The sequence below is a fragment of the Bradyrhizobium mercantei genome, assembly GCF_001982635.1.
GTDB classification, from domain to species: domain Bacteria; phylum Pseudomonadota; class Alphaproteobacteria; order Rhizobiales; family Xanthobacteraceae; genus Bradyrhizobium; species Bradyrhizobium mercantei.
The window spans coordinates 244,052-262,793 of the sequence record NZ_MKFI01000006.1; the positions used below are offsets into that span (position 1 = coordinate 244,052).

The 18,742-nt window shown below is 64.6% G+C and carries 19 protein-coding genes; 3 read left to right on the forward strand and 16 right to left on the reverse strand.

Annotation, left to right across the window (positions count from 1 at the left end; translation table 11 throughout):
• Positions 1-41: 41 nt before the first annotated feature.
• From BI327_RS27900 to BI327_RS27975, 16 genes are all read right to left on the reverse strand, one after another.
• The gene (locus BI327_RS27900; RefSeq protein WP_347337682.1) at positions 42-218 is read right to left on the reverse strand and encodes an MJ0042-type zinc finger domain-containing protein; all 177 of its coding nucleotides are present in this window, start codon (positions 216-218) and stop codon (positions 42-44) included.
• A 117-nt stretch (positions 219-335) separates the two neighbouring features.
• Complete coding sequence (locus BI327_RS43300) at positions 336-761, reverse strand: hypothetical protein (protein WP_245334957.1); 426 nt, start codon at positions 759-761, stop codon at positions 336-338.
• A gap of 96 nt (positions 762-857) precedes the next feature.
• On the reverse strand, positions 858-1,769 hold the full coding sequence (locus BI327_RS27910) for a lytic transglycosylase domain-containing protein (protein WP_347337683.1): 912 nt from the start codon (positions 1,767-1,769) through the stop codon (positions 858-860).
• A 15-nt stretch (positions 1,770-1,784) separates the two neighbouring features.
• Positions 1,785-2,318, reverse strand: a complete 534-nt coding sequence (locus BI327_RS27915) for a YbjN domain-containing protein (protein WP_076864498.1) — start codon at positions 2,316-2,318, stop codon at positions 1,785-1,787.
• A gap of 13 nt (positions 2,319-2,331) precedes the next feature.
• Positions 2,332-3,390, reverse strand: coding sequence for a peptidylprolyl isomerase (locus BI327_RS27920; protein ID WP_076864499.1), 1,059 nt, complete (start codon positions 3,388-3,390; stop codon positions 2,332-2,334).
• Positions 3,387-3,980 (reverse strand): hypothetical protein, encoded by a 594-nt coding sequence (locus BI327_RS27925; RefSeq protein ID WP_076864500.1) that lies wholly within the window; start codon positions 3,978-3,980, stop codon positions 3,387-3,389. Before BI327_RS27925 ends, BI327_RS27920 begins: the two co-directional genes overlap by 4 nt.
• Before the next feature lie 2 nt (positions 3,981-3,982).
• Positions 3,983-5,836, reverse strand: a complete 1,854-nt coding sequence (locus BI327_RS27930) for a putative porin (protein WP_076864501.1) — start codon at positions 5,834-5,836, stop codon at positions 3,983-3,985.
• Between the two features lie 52 nt (positions 5,837-5,888).
• The gene (locus BI327_RS27935; protein ID WP_245334958.1) at positions 5,889-6,707 is read right to left on the reverse strand and encodes a TonB C-terminal domain-containing protein; all 819 of its coding nucleotides are present in this window, start codon (positions 6,705-6,707) and stop codon (positions 5,889-5,891) included.
• Positions 6,704-7,225 (reverse strand): hypothetical protein, encoded by a 522-nt coding sequence (locus tag BI327_RS27940; protein WP_245334959.1) that lies wholly within the window; start codon positions 7,223-7,225, stop codon positions 6,704-6,706. The genes BI327_RS27935 and BI327_RS27940 overlap by 4 nt, the downstream gene beginning before the upstream one ends.
• Before the next feature lie 20 nt (positions 7,226-7,245).
• Positions 7,246-7,650 carry an ExbD/TolR family protein gene (locus BI327_RS27945; protein WP_021079532.1) on the reverse strand — a complete coding sequence of 135 codons (405 nt, stop codon included), beginning with the start codon at positions 7,648-7,650 and terminating at the stop codon, positions 7,246-7,248.
• 5 nt (positions 7,651-7,655) lie between these two features.
• The gene (locus BI327_RS27950; RefSeq protein WP_076864502.1) at positions 7,656-9,692 is read right to left on the reverse strand and encodes a DUF2341 domain-containing protein; all 2,037 of its coding nucleotides are present in this window, start codon (positions 9,690-9,692) and stop codon (positions 7,656-7,658) included.
• A gap of 5 nt (positions 9,693-9,697) precedes the next feature.
• A complete protein-coding gene (locus tag BI327_RS27955; protein ID WP_394329888.1) occupies positions 9,698-11,392 on the reverse strand; it encodes a ShlB/FhaC/HecB family hemolysin secretion/activation protein in 1,695 nt (564 codons plus the stop codon).
• Between the two features lie 426 nt (positions 11,393-11,818).
• The gene (locus BI327_RS27960; protein WP_083742260.1) at positions 11,819-12,802 is read right to left on the reverse strand and encodes a FecR family protein; all 984 of its coding nucleotides are present in this window, start codon (positions 12,800-12,802) and stop codon (positions 11,819-11,821) included.
• A gap of 469 nt (positions 12,803-13,271) precedes the next feature.
• Positions 13,272-13,796, reverse strand: coding sequence for an RNA polymerase sigma factor (locus tag BI327_RS27965; RefSeq protein WP_076864504.1), 525 nt, complete (start codon positions 13,794-13,796; stop codon positions 13,272-13,274).
• A 208-nt stretch (positions 13,797-14,004) separates the two neighbouring features.
• Positions 14,005-14,691 carry an energy transducer TonB family protein gene (locus BI327_RS27970; RefSeq protein ID WP_245334960.1) on the reverse strand — a complete coding sequence of 229 codons (687 nt, stop codon included), beginning with the start codon at positions 14,689-14,691 and terminating at the stop codon, positions 14,005-14,007.
• Between the two features lie 38 nt (positions 14,692-14,729).
• A complete protein-coding gene (locus tag BI327_RS27975; protein ID WP_083742242.1) occupies positions 14,730-15,500 on the reverse strand; it encodes a secretin and TonB N-terminal domain-containing protein in 771 nt (256 codons plus the stop codon).
• A gap of 421 nt (positions 15,501-15,921) precedes the next feature.
• Between BI327_RS27975 and BI327_RS27980 the strand changes: the two genes are divergently transcribed.
• The 3 genes from BI327_RS27980 to BI327_RS27990 are packed head-to-tail and all read left to right on the forward strand — an operon-like array spanning position 15,922 to position 18,679.
• Entirely contained in the window at positions 15,922-16,629 is a 708-nt protein-coding gene (locus BI327_RS27980) for a TetR/AcrR family transcriptional regulator (protein WP_076864830.1), read from the forward strand.
• Positions 16,630-16,649: 20 nt separating this feature from the next.
• Complete coding sequence (locus BI327_RS27985; protein WP_076864506.1) at positions 16,650-17,621, forward strand: ABC transporter permease; 972 nt, start codon at positions 16,650-16,652, stop codon at positions 17,619-17,621.
• A 41-nt stretch (positions 17,622-17,662) separates the two neighbouring features.
• Positions 17,663-18,679: a sugar ABC transporter substrate-binding protein gene (locus tag BI327_RS27990; RefSeq protein ID WP_076864507.1), complete on the forward strand. Its 1,017-nt coding sequence runs from the start codon at positions 17,663-17,665 to the stop codon at positions 18,677-18,679.
• Positions 18,680-18,742 lie beyond the last annotated feature (63 nt).

Here is an 18,742-nt window from a genome sequence, read left to right on the forward strand (position 1 = left end):
CCTCGCTTGCGCGAGCGCCGGGGATCAGAACCGAAAACGTACTAGTAGGCGTAGGACGGCTTGCCCGGCTGCACCGTCAGCCGGAAGGCAACGTCGGTCGACCCGTCCATCAGCTCGATGGTGTGGCCGCACACCAGGCAGCGAAACTCGCCCGCGACGCCGCCCTTCGACGTCAATTCGATCCGGCGATAGCCGGCCTGGCAATGGGGGCATGTCACGTCAGATTTTCGCATCGAATCAGCAAGCCGTTGCTCTGTGTATTTTCCACATGCCCGTCGTCAGAAATGTGACGGCGTCACGATCTCTGAGAGACAGGGCATTGGGTCGCGCGATCGTTATCGATGACTGTAAACCGGCGCCGGCGGGCGATACGGAAACGCCGAGACCCCGAAGTTGCGGCCATATTGCTGCTGCACCGCCGGGACGTTGACCACGCCGACCTTGAGATCCTGTGACTTCGCGTCGATCGGCGGCGTGTTGGTCACGGGCGGATTGACCTGATCGACCTGCTTCTTCAGCCGCTCGTTGATGCAGCCGAGCGAGGCCGCATCGCCGCAGCGCTCGGCAGGCGCGTTGCCGCTACCTCTTGCCGCAGCCCGGCCGGCGCCGCCACTGGTGTCGCGGTTGAGATTGACGGTCGGCGGCGGTGCACCGACGACAATTTCCGGCAGCGGCGTGTGCTGCTGCGGCGCCTGCGTCTGTGCTTGCGCCTGCGTCGCCGACAATCCGGCGACGGCGATCGCCAACATCAATGCTTTCATCGGTGCTGCTCCTTGCAGAACCAGAACTGTTTGAAACGATAGGAAGCCAAGGGAGAATATCAAGACAACGAGATCGGTTGCGATCGCGTGGCCCGGCTATTTCCCTCCCCTCGCCTGGATCACGAGCGCGTTCAGCCGCGTGTTGAGCGCAACGAGATCGACGCGTCCGATGCGCCCGCCGCCACCGAGGCACTTGCGGCCACATCCGCTACCGCCGCCACCGCCGCCGCTCCGTCCGGGTTCGCCGAAGGTCGCGACCGGCACGGTCCCCGTCACCCGGAAGCCGCGCGCGAACAAGCGGGCGCGCACCGCCACGCAATAATTCACCGACAGATAGGAGAAGCGGGTCTCGCCGTGCCCCGCGCGGTACTTCATGACCGCGGTGCAGAGATCGCCACCGGCAAGACGCCAGGCCCGCGCAAGGTACCTGACACCGAGGTGAATGTTGATTTCGGGAATCGCAAGCTCGGCAAGCGAACCGGAAAAGCCGAGCATGCGCGCGGTCGAGGGCAACAGCTGCATCAGCCCGATTTCGCCGACGCCGCCGATCACATCGGGATTGTAGCCGCTTTCCACGCCCATCACGGCCTCGGCGATCTCGGGTGCGAGCCCGGTTCCGGCCGCCTCCTTCTCGATCAGCGCGCGATAGCGCATGCGCGCATCCGAAACCGCGGGCTGCCCTGCCGGAAGCGGCGGCAGGCTTTTCCCGCCGGCGTCCTTCGTCGCGTCCTTGACTGCATCTTTGGCCGGCGCGGCCGGTTTCGTTGTCGCTTCCGCCGGCGGCTTTGCCGCGGCATCGGCGGCAGGTTCGGCCTGGTCGACCGCGGCAAAGCGCGTACTGAATGACGATGCCGGCGTCGCTTCCTCGGCGTGCGCGGACTGCGCGAGGCCAAGCGCGAGCGCGAGACCAGCAGCCGCGATGGTACCGTTCCGGCGACGAACAGGATCGAGCTGCTTCCGCCATCGGCTGAAGCAGCTCGCCTTCATCGTGGAAGCAGCGTCATTCATCGGTTGCTTGCGGACTTACTGGATGGTGGGAACGGCCTCAGCTTCCGCGGTGCGCTCATGCGCCGGCTGCTGCGCGGGGGCACCAGGTTGCGGCGCCGCGGCAGCCGCGCCGTTGCGGGCGGCGAGTTTCGGCAACTCCTCGCGCAGATAGGCGATCAGCTCCTGCACCAGCCGGTCCCAGATCTCGATCTGCGCGCGGACGAAGTTCGGCGCCACGCCGCCGGCGACGGAGACGTCGAGGCAGAACACCAGGAACGGATGGCTGAGCTGCAGCCGCCCGAACCGCCGCGTCGCGTTCCAGCGATTGACGAGGTCGAGCGGCAGCTCGCCCTGTACCTGGAGTGTGGTGACCAGCGTGGCGTCGACAAAGCCCTGCTCGTCGCCGACCAATTGGTTGCCGGGCCGGATCTCGAAGCCCAGCCCCGCCGTCGCCGAACGCAGATAGGGCGTGTTGGCGACCGGATCGGTCAGCGTTTCGACGCGATAGCCGACGCTCTGGAAGCTGTCGCGCAATCCTTCGACGGTGAGCCTGGTGATGGTCTCGGACATTCTGGTCTCCGTGTTATTTCTTCGATGCGTCGAGCAGGCTCGACAGCGCAAGCTCGTTGAGGACGGGCGGATGCTGTTTCAGCAGCTCGGCGAGATAGGCCCGCCGCATCATCGTCGACCGCTCGGAGCGGATCTGCAGCACCAGCTGGTCGCGCACTTCCGGCAAGGTGCGGGTGTAGGACGCCTTGGTGTCGATCAGCTTGATGATGTGCCAGCCGTCGTCGAGCTTGATCGGCTCGGACACGCTGTTCTTGGCGAGCCCCATCACCTGGCTGCGGATCTCCGGGCGGATCTGGGTCTCCGCGACCCATCCGAGGTCGCCGGCGTCCTTGGCCGCGTTGTTGTCGCCGCGCGCGATCGCCGCGAAGTCCGCACCCGGCGCCTTCAGCTTGCGCTGCACATCGTCGAGCTCCTGCTTCGCCTTGTCCTCGGCGGCCTTGTCGCCGTCCTTCGGAGCAGCGATGAAGATCTGCGAGAGCTGGAACTGGCGCGGCATCAGGAATGCGGCGCGATTGGCCTCATAGACCTTCTGCAGATCGTCTTCGCTCGGGAAGTTCGCCGGCGGCGTCGACACCGATTGCAGATAGAGCTCGACGACCGCGCCCTCGCGGGCCCGCTCGAGCTGTGCGGCGACGCTGGGTTGCTGATCCCATTTCTTCGCCACCGCCTCCTGCAGCACGAGACGATTGGCCAGCAGCAGCCGGACCGCCTGGCTGAGCATGGCCGGATCCTTGGCGAGCGCAGCTTGCTCGCGCGGGGCAAGTGCCGCAACATAGCTGCGGAGATCGTCGGCCGAGACATTGGTGTCGCCGACCCGCGCGATGACATTCTCGGGAGCCGCGGCAGGCTTCGGCGCGGCCGCGACCGGAGCCGGCGCGGGCGTGGCGGCGGCTTGCGCCTGCGCGGCGGGCTGTGGCTGCGGCTTCCTGACCGGCGCCTGCACCGCGCGTGGTGCGGGAGCCTGTGTCTGGCCCTGCGCCTGCGCCGACGCATCGAGCGGCACCACGAACGCCGCGACCGCGGCGGCGAGACCGATCGAGCGAAGCGGCTTCACGAGTGTGGCGGTCGTCATGGATTCACCTTCTGATCGAGGAACTTGTCCTGGCTTTCCTGCAGCTGATTCTGGATTTCGACCCGGCGCTGCTGAATCATCGGCTCGCGCGAGACCACGATCTCGCCGATGGTCAGGTCCTTGTAGCGCTGCACCATCTCCTTGCCGGCCTTGACCAGCTGGGTGTTCTTGGCGATGCAGCTCTTGGTGCTGGCCTTGTAGGCCGTGGCCTCGCCCTCGAACTTGGCGCGCTCGGCGTCCTTGCTGCGGGCGACGGTCGCGGCCTCCTCATAGGCCGATTTCCATTTCTCCAGGGTCTCATCGCGCTCGGCGAGCCGTTGATTAAACTCGTCGACCGCGTCGCGATGCTCCTTGTCGGCCTTCTTCAGCTGCGCCTTGAGGTCGTCGACCTCCTTCTTGGCTGCCGCCTTTTCGCGATCAGCGTCGGCGATTTTTGCCTGCAGCGCCGTGCGCTGGTCTTCCAGCGCACGGGTCTGCGCGGTCGCGCTGCGCAGCGCGTCGCGCAGGCGGTCGGTCTCGGACTGGGCGAAAGCGGTGCCGGAGCCGAGGGCTCCGATCACCATCATCAGGATAAAGAGTGCGATGCGCATGGTCAGAACTTCGCGTTGAGGTCGACTTGCAGGACATCGACGGCATAGGGGTTGCCGGCGATGCTGTTGGCGCTCATCCAGCGCAAAGTGGCCCAGACATTGTCGCCGAGACCGATATTGCCGCCGACGAAATAGCCCTTGAGGTTGGTGCCGCCGAGACCGAAGTCGGAATCCGCGAAGGCGTCGATGGTGGCATCCGACTCCAGGTATTTGTAGCCGGCGTGGACGTTCCAATCCCAGAGATGCTTGATCTCCCTGTCGCCGACGGTGACGCGGCCGAGCCAGCCCTGATTGCCGCCGTTGAACGGACCGGGCGTGGTGCCGCCGTCCGGGCTTGGCCCGCGGTTGTTGATCGCCGCAGCGTTCATGAGGGAACGGCTGAACGCGGTGTTGTTGACGTATTCGCCGTCAAGCACGATGTGGGTCGGATGGAAATGTCCGAGATCGAGCTGTCCGCTGACGACCACCGGGCGATACTGGCCGACCAGTCCGAAATACTGGTACTGAAAGGAGGTGTTGTTGTTGTTTCCGATTCCCGGGGCGTCGGGGATGATATTGCGCAATGCGAAATAGCTGTTGCCCTTCTGCGCAAAGGATGGCCGGGTCAGGTCGGTATTGCACACATCGCCTGACAGCTCGACGATGCAGGGACTGGAGAGCTGTCCCTGAACATTGTCGAAGTCGTAGTAGGCGACGCCGAACCGGAATACATATTCCGGACTGAAGCGGGCATTGAAGCCGACCTGGCCTCCGAACAGCCACTTGTCGTGGCTCGCGAACTTGGTCGGCGGGTCGGTCAGATTGATTCCGGCATTGAAATCGGTGTTGTAGATCGGGAATGCGCCGCCCACAGCGAACGGCGTGAAGCCCTCCCACACCTCATGCTTGGCCTGCACGGCGAAACCGTCGAAGCCGAGCTCGCGGTACCAGACCAGATCGGTCGGCGACCAGAATGGATTGTCGAACCGGCCTGCGGACAGGCTCAGATCGCCGTTCCAACCCTGCCAGTTGATGTAACCGCGGTCGAGCCAGACGCCATATTTCGAGAAGTTGCCACCGCCGGTACCAAACGTCTGGTTGGTGGACACCGGTGAGTTGTTCTCGCCGGTCGCGATGCGCAAGCCCGCCGTGAATCCGTACAGCAGGTCCGCTTCCATGCCGAGGCGGCCGCGAAGCCGGAACTGGTTCCGGTCCTGCGTGGCATCATAGGTCGGCGCGCTGTAAGGGTTCGAGATGCGCGAAAGGTCGTATGGCGAACCGGTATTGATGGCGTTGAAATTGATGGCGCCGGCCTGGTCGTTGCCGGTTGGAAAGTAGTTCCCCTGATAGCGCACGCGCGCATCGCCGTAGAAACGGATGCGTTGCGCCCACTCCGGATAGGTTCCGGGCGACGCCCAGTTTTCCTTCTGTGCCTTGGCCATCACCTCCTGCTTAATCTCTTCCCGTAACTGTCTTTTGACGACTTCGGGAACGTAGGTGACGTGCCTGGTGCCGGGCGGCTGCGCGGCCGCCGCGGCGGCGGTTGCAGCCTTGGTGGCGTCGTCGGCCTTGGCGGTTGCGTCCTTGGCGGCCTGGCGGGAGACATAGGCCTCGTCCTCGGCCTGCTTGATCAGCGCCTGGGCCTGCTCCTCCTTGAGGACGCCCTGCTGCACCAGCAGATTGACAAGATTGACGGTGGCGTTCGACGATGTCGGCTTGGCGCTCGACACTTTCGGCTTCTTGGCATCGGTCTGCTTTGCGGCGGCGGGCGCCTGATCCGCGGTCTGGCCCACGGCCGGCGTTGCGCAGGCGAGCGCGCCCAGCGACACCGCAAGCGGCAACGCGCGCCATTCTGCGTGAGCTCGTTTCTTAAACATCAGTCCCCCAGTTCTCACTCGCACATTGAAGTTCGTTTGTTGGTTGGTCTTGTCAGCTCGGCCGTCGCGCGGTGACGCGCGTGACCACCGGCATCGGCATGTCCTTGGGTGGCGGTTCGCGCAGCGTCAGGCTGCCGATCACCTCGTTGCGCAGCGCCGCGTCGACCTCCGGACTGCCGGAGGATGGCGTCAGGACGACGCGGGTGATGTGGCCGGAGCCGTCCACCCACAGCCGCACCTGGATCTGCGTGGCCATGTTGCGGGTCTTCGGATTGGCGCGGATCGCGGCCTCGATCTGCGAGGTGATGATCGTGGCGTACCAGCCGAAGCGGCTGCCGCCGCCGCCGCCTCCGCCATACGGGCTGCCGCCGGGCTTGCCGCCGAGATTGAACAGATCGCCGGGTCCGGTCGGCTTCGCGTCGAGCGACAGCGGCCCGGGCGGTTCGTCGTTCTTGGCGTCCTTGGCCGGCTCGTCCTTTGGCTTGTCGACCGGCTTCTCTTCCTTGAATTCGGGCTCCGCCATCTTCGGCTGCTCGATCATCTTCTGCTCGGGCTGCGGCTGTGGCGGCGGAGGTGGAGGAGGCGGCGGCAGCGTCACGTTGACGATGGTGAGGTCGCGCACCTGGCGCGGCGGCGGCAGATCGTCATGACCAAGGAAGAAATAGACGATACCGCCAAGGAACAGCGCGACCAGCGCCACCACCGCGCCGTAACGCAGCAAGGCACTGCGCTCGCCCTTGCGGGCGGCTGAGCTGCGGGCAGGCGCCGGCGGCGCCACCGCGGTTGCCGACGTGGCGGCAGCATCGTGATCTTGAGCGGACGGCGTGGCACGCGCCGCCTGCGCGTTCTGGTCCCGCATCGGCGCGTTCATGGCGCAGCTTCCATCGAGGCGCGGTTGGTCAGCCTGTCATTGACGTATTGCGTGACGAAGCTCGTGAGCGCGTCGAAATCCGTGGTCTTCAGGATGACCCAAGTGTCGGGGCCGGCCTCGATCGCCGCCTGAAAGGTCTCGGACTCGCTCAGATAATCGACATGGGCCGCGGCATCGATCGCGAGCCGGGTCCCCGGGCATCGCGAGATCGTCAGCCGCAGCGGATTCTCAGCGGGTTGCCGCCCCGCGACATGCCGGCGCAGCACATCCGCGAGCTTGACCAACAGCGCCTCGCCATGAACCGGAAATGCCACGACCTCGCCGCGCGCCTGTTCGCGCGGCTCGGGCTCGGACAGCCCGGAACCAAAGCCGGCAAGAATCGATCCCGGCTGTACGGACACGGCACGCTCGCGGTCTGCGGCATCGCAGCCGGGATCGAATGATCGCATCATGCCGCTCAGCCACGACCGCAGGGTCCTGCGCTCGGTAAGGGGAAATGGTGCCGGCTGTGTGATCATGGCGTCGCTTCCCGGCCGGCTCACTTCACGAGCGGCTTGGTGGCGAGCCCGACCTGGCTCAGGCCGATGCGGCTGAGCAGATCGAACACATCCATCACGCTCTGGTATTGCGCCTGCGCATCGCCGCGCAGCACCACGGGAAACTCCGGCGTCAGCGCCTTCTGCTGGATCAGCCGCTGCTCGAGCTCGGGCAACGTGACCGGGATCGTGTCGAGGAAGATCTTGCCGTCATTCGCGACCGTGATCGCCTTGGTGGTCTGGGTCGCAAGGCTCGGCGCCGCCGAGGCCTTCGGCAGATTGACCTTCTGTCCCTGCACGGTCGCCGTCGTCATGATGATGAAGATCACCAGCAGCACGTAGGCGAGGTCCAGCATCGGCGTGATGTTGATGTCGTCATAGGGTTTGGAATCGGCCTGGATCTGCATCGCCGTTACTCCGCGGCGATGCGGTGTTCGATCGGGTCCGGCCGGTCGGCGGAGTAGAACTCCGCCATCTTGGTCACGAACTCGTCGACGAAGACCTGAATGTCGTTGGTCAGGTCCTTGATCCGCGAGATCAGGTAGTTGTAGCCGAACAGCGCCGGGATCGCGACGCCGAGACCGGCGACGGTTGCGACCAGCGCCGCAGCGATGCCGGGCGCGATCGCGTTGACGTTGACGTCGCCGCTCGCCGCGATCGCCGCGAAGGTGATCATGACGCCGACCACGGTGCCGAGCAGGCCGAGGAACGGACCGCCCGAGATCGCGATCGTCAGCACCACCATCAAGCGGTTGAGCCGCTGCATCTCCTTGACGACGCCGCTATCGAGCGCCGCGCGGATCGCCGCGATCGAGACCGCCGACAGCACCGGCACGCGCTGCGAATTGTTGGTCCCGAAGCGGTGGCGGATTTCGGCAGCGCCGATGTGATAGATGCGGTAGAGCGAGGACGACCGCATCATCTTGGCGTCGGCCTCGGTGAGGCGTCCGCCCAGCGTCGAGACATCGTCGGCATCGCCGCGATCCAGCATGGTGAGATCGGCGGCGATCTCGCGGAAGCCCTTCATGAACTGGGCGTTCGCCTTGGCCTGCTTGTTGAGGTACGAGGCCTTGTCGATCATCACGACCCAGCTGATCGCAGCCATGATCAGGAGAATGCCGATCACCACCCAGCCGTCGAGCGTCACCGACTTCAGGATCACCGCGAAGTAGCCGGACAACCAGCTTGCGGTTTCCTCGTCGACGCTGAAGGCCATCAGCTTGGCCTGGTCAGGGCCCTGCCCGATCGCCATCACCTTGATGAGTCCGGCGGGACGCGCGACCTTGCTGATCTGCAATTCGTCGATGTCGCCGACGAAGCCGGCCATCGCGGCAGCGGCCGCCGGTGCCGGCGTGGCCGAAGCATCAGGCGTCGCCGCCGGCGCGGCTCCACCGTCCGCAGCCGACGCATCAGGGGGCACTGATGGTGTTGCTGCGGACGGGGCCGTCGCAGGCGCGATCGGAGAAGCGCTGGAGGTCGACGAGTCTCCTCCGATCAGGCCAACAGTATTGAGAGCCGGCAGGCTCGCGCTGAGCGCGGCATAGGATGCGCCGTCGAGATAGAGCGTGACCTGACCGTTTGCGGCAACGACAGCGACATGATGCCAGCTGCCGGCCGCCACCGGTGCTCCGGCGGTCGAGCGCTGCACGGAGCCTGCATTGGTGACCTCGACAAACGGGCTGCCGTTGTCGACACCGATCACCAGCGCATTGACGCCGTCACGCCGGCTGAACAGCGCAGCGTTCGGCTGCAGCGCAGCCGGCTTGATCCAGGCCGACCAGGTCAGCGCCGCGCCATCGGGCGATGCAAGCGACGGCGAGGCGGGCACGGTCACCGGTGCACGGCCGTCGAGCCGCAGGCCGGTCCCGATCAGCGAACCATCTGCCGGCTGGCCGACGCTCTGGGCGTTGTTGGCCCAAACCGAGGAATCGATCGCCGGCGTGCCGCGCTCGTTGAAGTGATAGACCGTCAGCGTATCCGGATCGTAGGTGCCCTTGGGATCGCTGGTCGCGAGCGCTTTCTTGTTGCCGTAATAGAGCCAGATGTCGGTCCGCGCGCCCGGCGCGAGGCTTGGCACCGCCACCCAGACCAGGCCTTCGCCGAGCAGGGAGTCGAACTTCTCGATGTGATGCTTCAGCGGCGTCTTGTCGTCACCGGCGACGAAGCGGAGATCGCTACCGTCGTCCTTTGCCGAGCTGAAGCGGAAATTCCCGACATGCAGGCGGACCAGCACCGGCGTCGTCCCGATCGGATCGGTGACGTTGGCGCCGGACGCTGAGGCATCGATCGTGATCTTCTTGCGCAGCGACCATTCGTCGTTCCACCAGGCGTTTGCCGGTGCGAGCGACGTCACCAGGGCGACGAGCCCGAACAACAATGCCGTCGCGACATTCGCAATGCCTCGGCGCAGCGCCAGCCGGCGCGCGCGTCGCGCGAGAGTAAGATCCATCCCCATCAGAATTCACCCCAGATTCGGAAATTCACGCGCGGACTGTTGGCGTGCGTGTATGCTTGAGTAACCCCCGGCACGGAGAACGCGACCATGCCGTTGAGATAATCGAACGACTTGAATCGCGTCCCGACGCCGTAGCTCCACTCGACGAATGACGGCTGCTGGTCCGGAAGCGGCTGCTGGATCGCTGCGTAGCCGGCATCGAAGAACGCGAAGAAGCGCCAATCGTTGAAGGTGACGAAGCGCGGCTTGCCGTCACCGGTTTCGCTCTTGAGCTCGCCCTGCAGCATGCTGCCGACGTTAGGCGTGCGCAGCTCGAGATTGGCGACGGCACCGTTGTCACCGAGCACTTCGGATTCGAGATAGCCGCGCACGGTGTCGAGACCACCGAGGCTGAACTGCTCGCTCGAGACCAGCGGACCGTCAGCGATCTGGCCCTGGACCTTGCCGTAGAGCTGGAAGCCTTCGGGCAACTCCTGGGTATGCGAGACGTCCATGTTGAAATGGGTGAAACTCGGCGAAGCCTTGAAGCGCTTCGCGTCGAACTCGTCCCACGGGCTGCTCAACGTCCGGATATTGTAGGTGATGCCGGCGTTGAACTGCGTCGTGAACTTCTCCTGCTGGAACGTCGCGCCATAGCTCGCGACGACAGGATAATAGGTGACCGGCGACGAGAAGCCGTCGGTGCCGAGATTCACGGTCTGGTCGAAATGCTTGTAGTCCATGCCGACCGACAGCGTGTGGAACAGGCCTTCGCGGGTCGGCAGCGTGATCACCGCGCGCTCGCCGATGATCAGGCCCGGACCGACCACATTGGTGCCGCCGATGGTCGCGACATTGCTGTTCGACTTGACGCTGTAGAACAGCAGATTGAGCCAGTCGGCGTTCGGGATCCGCGCCATATACGAGCCGGAGAACACCTCGGCGTCGCTCGGCCGTTCCGGCGCGACCTGGTAGGTGAAGCTCAAGGAGTGGCCGAGCTGCCACAGATTGTCGTAGTGCACGGTGGCGGAGACGCGGCTTGGCGTGGTGGACGGCGATTGCCGGTTGTTCACTTCGAGACTGGCGTGGATCGGCGCCTTGTCCTCGACGTTGAGATCGACGTCGACCGTGCCGGGCGCCACGCCGGCGCGCAATGCCGGGGTCACGCGACGATCCGGCCATTGATTGAGCGACACGATGTCCTTGGTGACATCGTTGAAATTGGGAACGGTGCCTTCCTTCAGTGAAGGCGCACTGTCCTTGACCCGGTCGAGATCGAAATAGCGCGAGTTCTTGACCCGCAACCGCCCGACCTTCAGCTCGGTTACCTTGAGGGTGACCACGCCACCCGTGACGTTCTGCTGCGGGACCGCGACGCTGACGGTCTGAAAGCCCTTGTCGTGATACGCCTTCTCCAGCGCGGCGCGCGCCTTCTCGACGTCCTCCGAGGTCTTGTTCGGACCGAGGAAGGGATAGATCGCCTCCTCGATCTCGACCTGGGGCAGCTTGTCGGCACCCTGCACCGCGAAGTCGTCGATGTCGAAGCGCTGCAGCGGCGCCGTCGGCTTTGGCGCCGGTGCATTCGCCTGAGCCGGCTGCTTGCCCGCTGCGGGAGCGGCAGCCGCAGCGGCGGAATCTTTCGCTGCTTCCTTCGCTGCGCGCGCCGGGACAATGGCTACCACAGAGCCGACCACGGAAAGTGCCGCAGCCGACACGCGCAACCCGATCCGGCATCGCGGACGATGCCCAAAAATCCAATGATCTCTTCGACTACGCACAGACGTCCCACTCAGTTCGCGCAGACGCGCGCCATCGCGACGAAGGCCGCGATGACGACGCCTTACTCAGAAGACGTCTGGGCGAGCGCAAACCCGCAAAAGATTCTGCGGCATCGCGGAAGAAATTTTTGGTTTGTTAGGAATTCGAGCGACGCGGGTCGATTCGTTCGGCTCTAGATCTTTTTCGACGCGTTTTCTTCGCGCGCAGTGGTATCCATCCCGCATCGGTGCGGGACAGGCTTCGCTCGAAAGCGCTCTAGATCATGATGCGCTTCCACGGAATCGCATCATGATCTCATCTCCTTGTTTGAGCATGATCTTTTTCGGAAAACCGGTTTCCACTTTTCCGGATCATGCTCCGGGTCAGCTCATCAGCACCACACCGCCCGGCAGCGATGTGATCCGTGCGCCGAACAGTTGCTCGACCTGGGCGACGAAATTGTCGAGCTTGTCGACCTGGAAGGTGCCGTTGACGAGCCGGCGCTTCAGTTCCGCGTTGGTAATGATGATTTTTCCGGCGCGATACCGGTTCACTTCGTCCACGACATTCGCCAGCGGCCGGTCGCGGAAGATCAACAATCCGGTCTGCCAGGCTGCGACCTGCTTGGCATCGACCGGAAGCGATGCCTGCAGTCCGGCGTGCGAATAGGTCACCTGTTCGGCCTTGCGAAGCTGCACGGAGCGGCCGTCCTGCTCGACAGTGACGATACCGTCGAGACACGTCACGGAAACCACGCCGTCGATGCAGCGTGCGTTGAAGTCGGCCTGCAGCGCGCTGATGCGTCCGTCGCGCGCCAGCATCACGAGCGGCGTCGACGACGACCTTCGCGCGACCACGGAGGCCTCGCCCGAGATCAGTTCGACCCGGGTTTCATTCGGCGCGGACCGCAGCGCAAGGCTGGTCTGGGTGTTCAATTCGACCGAAATGTCGGGCGCCAGCATCACCTTGCGCTGCTCGCCCTTTCCGGTGCGGTAGTCGGCCGAGAGCTCCTCGATCGACGGCCACATCTCGAGTGGCGGACGGATCATCATATAGCCGGCCGCGGCGGCAATCGCGCCGCCGAGCACAATGCGCCGTGTCAAAGGGCGCGCCGCCCGCGACGGCAACGCCACGACGGCGGCCGTGGCGGCCTTTTCGTCGGCGAGCTCCCTAGCGGCGGCGCTCGCGGTGCGGAGCAACCGGGCAGCTTGCCTGAACGCCTCCTCATGGTCGGGGCTTTGCGCGCGCCAGCGCTGCAACGCGTCGACATCGGCGCGGGTCGGCGCGCCGGCCTTCAGCCGAACAACCCAGTCAAGCGCCTCATCCAGCAACGGATCGGGCCCGGATGTGCGGGTCGGCTCGGTCACGACGGATTGCTCATCACCCTGCTCGCCAAACCTCAACCTCCCGATCGCGTCGAGCACATAGCGAAGGTCGCTATATAGACGATTCCGAAGGCAGCAGGGCACCGCAATCGGCCGTTGCGCACAACGCAAGCAGAAACATCCGGCAATCGCGGCTTGCGCCGCGTCGCGCAGCGGAAGTCAGCGCGGCGATCGCATGCCGGGTCAATTGCGTCCGAACCTGTTTTAAAGCGGCTCAACACTTCCAGCGAACCTTTCCCGGGCACCCCAACGGTCCCTCATGAGATCGCTCTCTATTCGATAGACGACTGAAAGCCCTCTATCCCGCAGAATAGAGGTTGAAATTCCTGCAGCCCGTTCCTCCTGATTTAAGGTCAAGCGCCTGCAGCCGCTGCAAATAATCCTCCGCAACGAATTTCGAAGGCTCGCGACCGCTGACCAGCGGGCATTACGGCCACGCGGCGAAATTCGATCACGAACGGGGGCGCGGACCACCGAGACGGCGGATCAAAGTATAGTCGAGGCAATCGGCACAATGGCTCAAGGCCAGCTTCAAATCGCTTTCCACCGTTCTCACGCTGACACCGAGGCGGGTCGCGACATCCTGCGGCGAGCGGCCCTCGATCGTAATACTATAAAGTACGTCACGCGGCCGCTCGGGCAATTCGGCCAGGGCCCGCTTGAATGCGTCGATATCGGAGCGCGCCTCGACGATCCTCGCCGGGCTCGGTCCGTCGTCCTTCACGTCGAGCAGTGAATCGATTTCGGCGGCGCTGACCCGAAGATTCTGCGCCTTCTGACGGTCCCTCGCAATATTGATTGCGATGCGGAAAATATAGTCGGCGGGACTGCGGATCGGCACCGCGTCGGTGACCCGCTCCAGCCGCAGGAATGTCTCGTGCAGGGCTTCGTAAGCGAAGTCCGACGATCCCAGACGGCGAGTCAATTTCTTGACGAGGCCGTCGTAGTTCTCTGCAAGCTGGCCCCGCAGCCGCATTCGATTGATTTCAGCCACGTTCCGCGGCCTCCCAGACACCAGCCCGATATCCAGATTGAATTGTTCTTGAAGCTGCCAATCTCGTAACGGCCGCGCACAACACATTTATGACGGTAACAAGTCGACACCGAACGACACGCAAGCTGGTGCAGCGGGGTCACATCCAAAAGATGGATAAACGCTCGGGGACAACGATAGCGCGCTCGGATCAGGCCGGGTCGAACACCAGCGTGATCTGAATGTTGAGCCGGTCGGGCAGCGCCGACGGGATCGACGGCAACGGCTGCGCGCGCCGGATCGCGTCGACGGCGGCCTTGTCGAGCACGGCCTCTCCGGAACTGGTCTTGACCCAGACCTCGAGCAGGGTGCCGTCGCGCTGCATGGAGAACAGCGTCTCGACCGCCCCGTGCAACCGCCCGAGCCGCGCCGCGTTCGGGTAGCGCTGGTAGCGCGCCACATGGCGAAGCAGCGCCTGCTGAAATTTCACGGCGACACTGTTGGGCGGCGCATCGGCAGGCGATGGCGTCGGACGCAGGCTCGGCACGGCCGGCTCCGCCGGCATCGGCTCCCGCGCCGGGGCCGCGGTCAGATTGTCGAGCGGCGGATCGGAACTCTCCAGCGACACCTCGGTCCGGCTGGCGAGCGTCGCGGTTTGCGGCTGCGACACCGGCGCAACCGGTATCGGCGCCGGCGATGGGCTCGGCAGCAAGCGAACCTGCACGATCGAGCTCTGCTCCCGGCTTGCCGGTCCGGCCGGCGGCTGCAGCTGGATCCAGTAGATTCCACCGACGAACAGCAGCGTCGCGATAGCCGGCACAAGGAGCAGACGCAGGACCTCGCCCGAGGTCCAGGCGCTGGGATCCTCGGGACGAAACAGCAGGGATATCGGACTCATGCCGCGCACCCCATCAGATCCACTGGTGTCGTTGGCACTCATTGGAACGATTTAACCCGGATCGCAATCCGCACCGGCTGCGACGCATTGGCGGGCGTCGTTCGGCTCACGGTCAGGCCTTGCAGCGCCGCGGTCACGGCGGCGTCGCGGCGTTGATCGCCGGTCGACCGCAACAGCTGGGTTCGCTGGATCGTGCGCGAGGGGTCGATCCACAGGTCGACCACGAGCTGATAGCTGCCGCCGCGCGAGCCGATATTCTTCTGCAGCGCTTTTTGAATGTCGAGTTGCAGGCTTTCGCTGTAATCGCGCAACGCGCCGGTGTCGCTGCTGTCACTGGTGGCACGCACCTGAAGCGTGCCCAGCGACAGATCCGCGGTCGCAAGCGGGCTCGCCGGCGGACGGTCGGCACGCACGCTGCGCGAAGCCAGGGTGATGGCATCAGGACGAATATACTGGACCTTCAGGTCGGTTCCCGTCAGCAGCAGGTTCAACGCGTCCTCGGGCGTGAGGCTTCCCTCGACCGAGGTCGATTTCCGGCCAGTCGCCGAATTGCTCTCATAGAGCACCTGAACGCCGGTTCGCTCGCCATAAGCCTGCAGCGCGCCGGCAAGCTGCTGGGCCGGGATGTTGAACTGGATCGGCGCGGATGCGGCAACGATCTCGCGCTGCTGCGCGGCGACCGCGCAGATGCTGCTGATCAGCAGCGCAGCGCAGATCCCGAACAGATGCCGCGACCTTACGGAGGCCCCCGGAACATCGACGCTGATCGCAGCGCCGCCCGCGCGTGCATATGATCCAACTGCCGTCATAACCTTGCTTCGGCCCAAAGTGACCGCGGGTGAAATTCGGCCAGCATGTCTGTGCGGGATAGCCTTCCGGCCAGCGACCCAGCGTTCTTTATATCTGGAATGTGACGGCCGTCTAACTGGCATGTCATTCGACCAGGGCGCCGGAAATTTGTGCTGTGCTTTCAGCGTGAAAAGTTCCCGACGCCCGCCGAAGCACCGCCGCGTCCAAGCTAGGCCACGCGGCACCGGCCCGAAAAACGAGCGAGCGCTCTCTCAGAAAATTCGAGCACCCCCCTTTTCCCGACGCCGGTTCGTGGGTTACGAATTGATCAAGGGCTCAAAGCCCAGCCCGGACCAGCAACAAAATGAAATGGTCCGGGACCACAGCCAGGGAGGCAACGTGGGTCTCGCGCGTCAGCGGCCGGGGACGAATGCGTTCGCGATGGACGTGCTTTGCGCACGCATCCTCGAACGGCATCGCGATTCCGTTCGGGTCCAGAAACCGCATCTCGCCGTTCCGAATCTGACGCGCATCATCGGCGCCACCCTCACGCTTTCCAACAAGCACGGCTTTCACGCCACCACGCTGCGCCAGCTTGCGGAGGCCTCCGGCCTCAGCATGGGCGGCCTCTATACTTACTTCGACAGCAAGCCGACGCTGCTGTCGATGATCCTCGGCGAGGTCGCCGAGACGGTGGCGGAGGTCCTTAACCAGCCGCCCGCCGACGTGAAGCAGGACGCGCGCAAGCATCTGCACTGGATCATCGCGACCCATGTCCGCATGAGCGAGGCGATGCAGCCCTGGTTCGTGTTCTGCTTCATGGAAGCGAAATCGTTTCCGCCGGCGGAGCGCCAGCGCGCCATCGAGATGGAGGTGATGACCGAGAAGATCATCGCCGGCGTCCTCAAGCAGGGCGTCGCCAGCGGCGTGTTCGCGATCGATCAGATCACGCTGACGGCCTCGCTGATCAAGCCGCTGCTGCAGGACTGGTACGTCAAACGCGCCAAGTACCGCAGACGCGGCACCTCGATCGAAACCTACATCAGCGCCGTGAGCGCGTTCGCCGACGCCGCGGTCGCGGGCAAGGCGCGGCCCGGCCGCGTCGCGGCCAGCGCCCGCACGAGATCCCGGCAGACGGCGCACCCATAGAAGGCAGGAAGGACGAGGCAATGAAGCGATTGCGGTTCAATCAACAGGAGATCGTCTTCGCCGTCTTTGCCATGCTCTTCGTGGCGTTCTCGATTTTCCTGCGCGGCTTCCTGACGCCGGAGAACATGCTGACGCTGCTGCAGAACGTGGCGGTGCTCGGCATCCTCGGACTTGCGATGGCGATCGTCGTGATCGGGCGCGGCATCGACATCTCGCTGATCGCAGCACTCGCGGTGCCTCCGGGGCTCGTGCTGCAGATGGTGCAGAACGGCCACTCGCTGCCGGCCTCGCTGCTGACGGCCGTGCTGCTCACGATCGCGTTCGGCCTGGTCAATGGCTGGCTGATCGCCTACGCCGAGGTTCCCTCGCTGTTTGCGACGCTGGCGACCGGCCTGCTGCTCGCCGGCCTCGGGCAGGCCGCACTGTTCCAGCTCGACGTCGTGCAGTGGAGCGACGGCATGAAGGGCTTCGAGCGGCTCGGACAGGGCACCATCCTCGGCATCCCGACCTCGATCGTGATGTTCGCGATCGCCTGCCTGGTGGTTGCCTTCCTGCTGCGCCAGACGCGCTGGGGCGCCTATATCTACGCGATCGGCGACAATCCCTATGCGGCCCGCGTCACCGGCATCCCCTCGCGCCCGATCATCGTGCTGCAATATGTCGTCGCGGCGCTGATCGGCTGCTTCGCGGGCCTGGTGATGGCAGCCTCCGTCAACTCGATGCCGACCCGCATCTTCAATTCGACGCTGATCTACGACGTCATTCTGGTCGTCGTGCTCGGCGGCATCGGCCTGTCGGGCGGCCGCGGCGGGGTGCTCAACGTCGTCATCGGCACGCTGCTGATCGGCACCATGCTGAACGGCATGACCATCATGGACATCTCCTACGCCGGCCAGAATCTCGTCAAGGGTGTCGTCCTGCTGCTCGCCGTCATCACGGATTCATTCCTGAATCCGCGCAACGAAGAAACGGCACAGCAGGGCGACATCTGAACCAAGCCAGAGAACGATCAATCACGACCAAGGAGGAAGCAATGAAGTACGCCGTCAGGACTGCAAAGGTGATCGCCGCAGCGCTCGGGCTCGCAGCCATCGCCGCCCCGGCTCTGGCCCAGCAGGGCCTGGATGAGCCGTTTCAGAAGCCCTTCAAGGAATCGCTCGCCGGCAAGACGGTGGCCTATGTTCCAGTGGCCATGAACTTCGACCTCACCGAAGGCTGGTACGCCGGCATGAAGAAGGAGCTTGAGCCCTACGGCGTCAAGTTCGAGATCCGCGATCCCAACTGGAACACCAATGCCGGCGCGCAGGCGGTGACCTCGCTCATCTCGGAGAAGCCGGCCGTGATGGTGATCCACAATCCGGACGTGCAGACCTACGCCAAGCTGCTGCAGCGCGCCGAGAACGAAGGCATCTACGTGATCCAAATCAACATGGGATCGGCCTATCGCTCTTCGGCCTTCGTCGGCGCCAACTGGATCGAGATCGGCGAGAAGGACACCGAAGCCGTGGTCAAGGCCTGCCAGGGCAAGTCGAACAAGATCGCCGTCGTGCAGGGAGCTCTCTCGGCCGCCGCCAGCGCCTACACGCTCAAGGGCGTCGAGAACGTGCTCGCCAAGCATCCGGAGATCAAGGTGGTGTCGAGCCAGGCCGCCGACTGGGATGCGGCGAAGGCCAAGGCGATCACTCAGACCGTGCTGAAGCAGAATCCCGATCTGTGCGGCATCGTCGGCTTCTGGGACGGCATGGACATCGGCACCGCGGCCGCGGTGAAGGAAGCCGGCCTGACCGGCAAGGTGTTCGTCGCGACCTCCGGCGGCGGCGAACGCAAGGGCGCCTGCGAGTTGGTGAAGTCCGGCGCCTTCGACCTCAATTTGAGCTACGACGTGCCGACCCAGGCCGCGCAGATGGCCGGCACGATCAAATGGCTGCTGTCGTCGGGCGCCAAGGCCGGCTCGATCAAGGGCTCGGAATACACCACGCTGATTCCGATCACCAAGGAGAACGCGGACAGCCAGACCGCGTGCTGGAATCTCAGTGACCTGAAGAAGTAACCCGGCCATTCCCGCTTGACGTCCCGGGCGCCCGACGCCCGGGACGTCGATCTCCCAAATCCA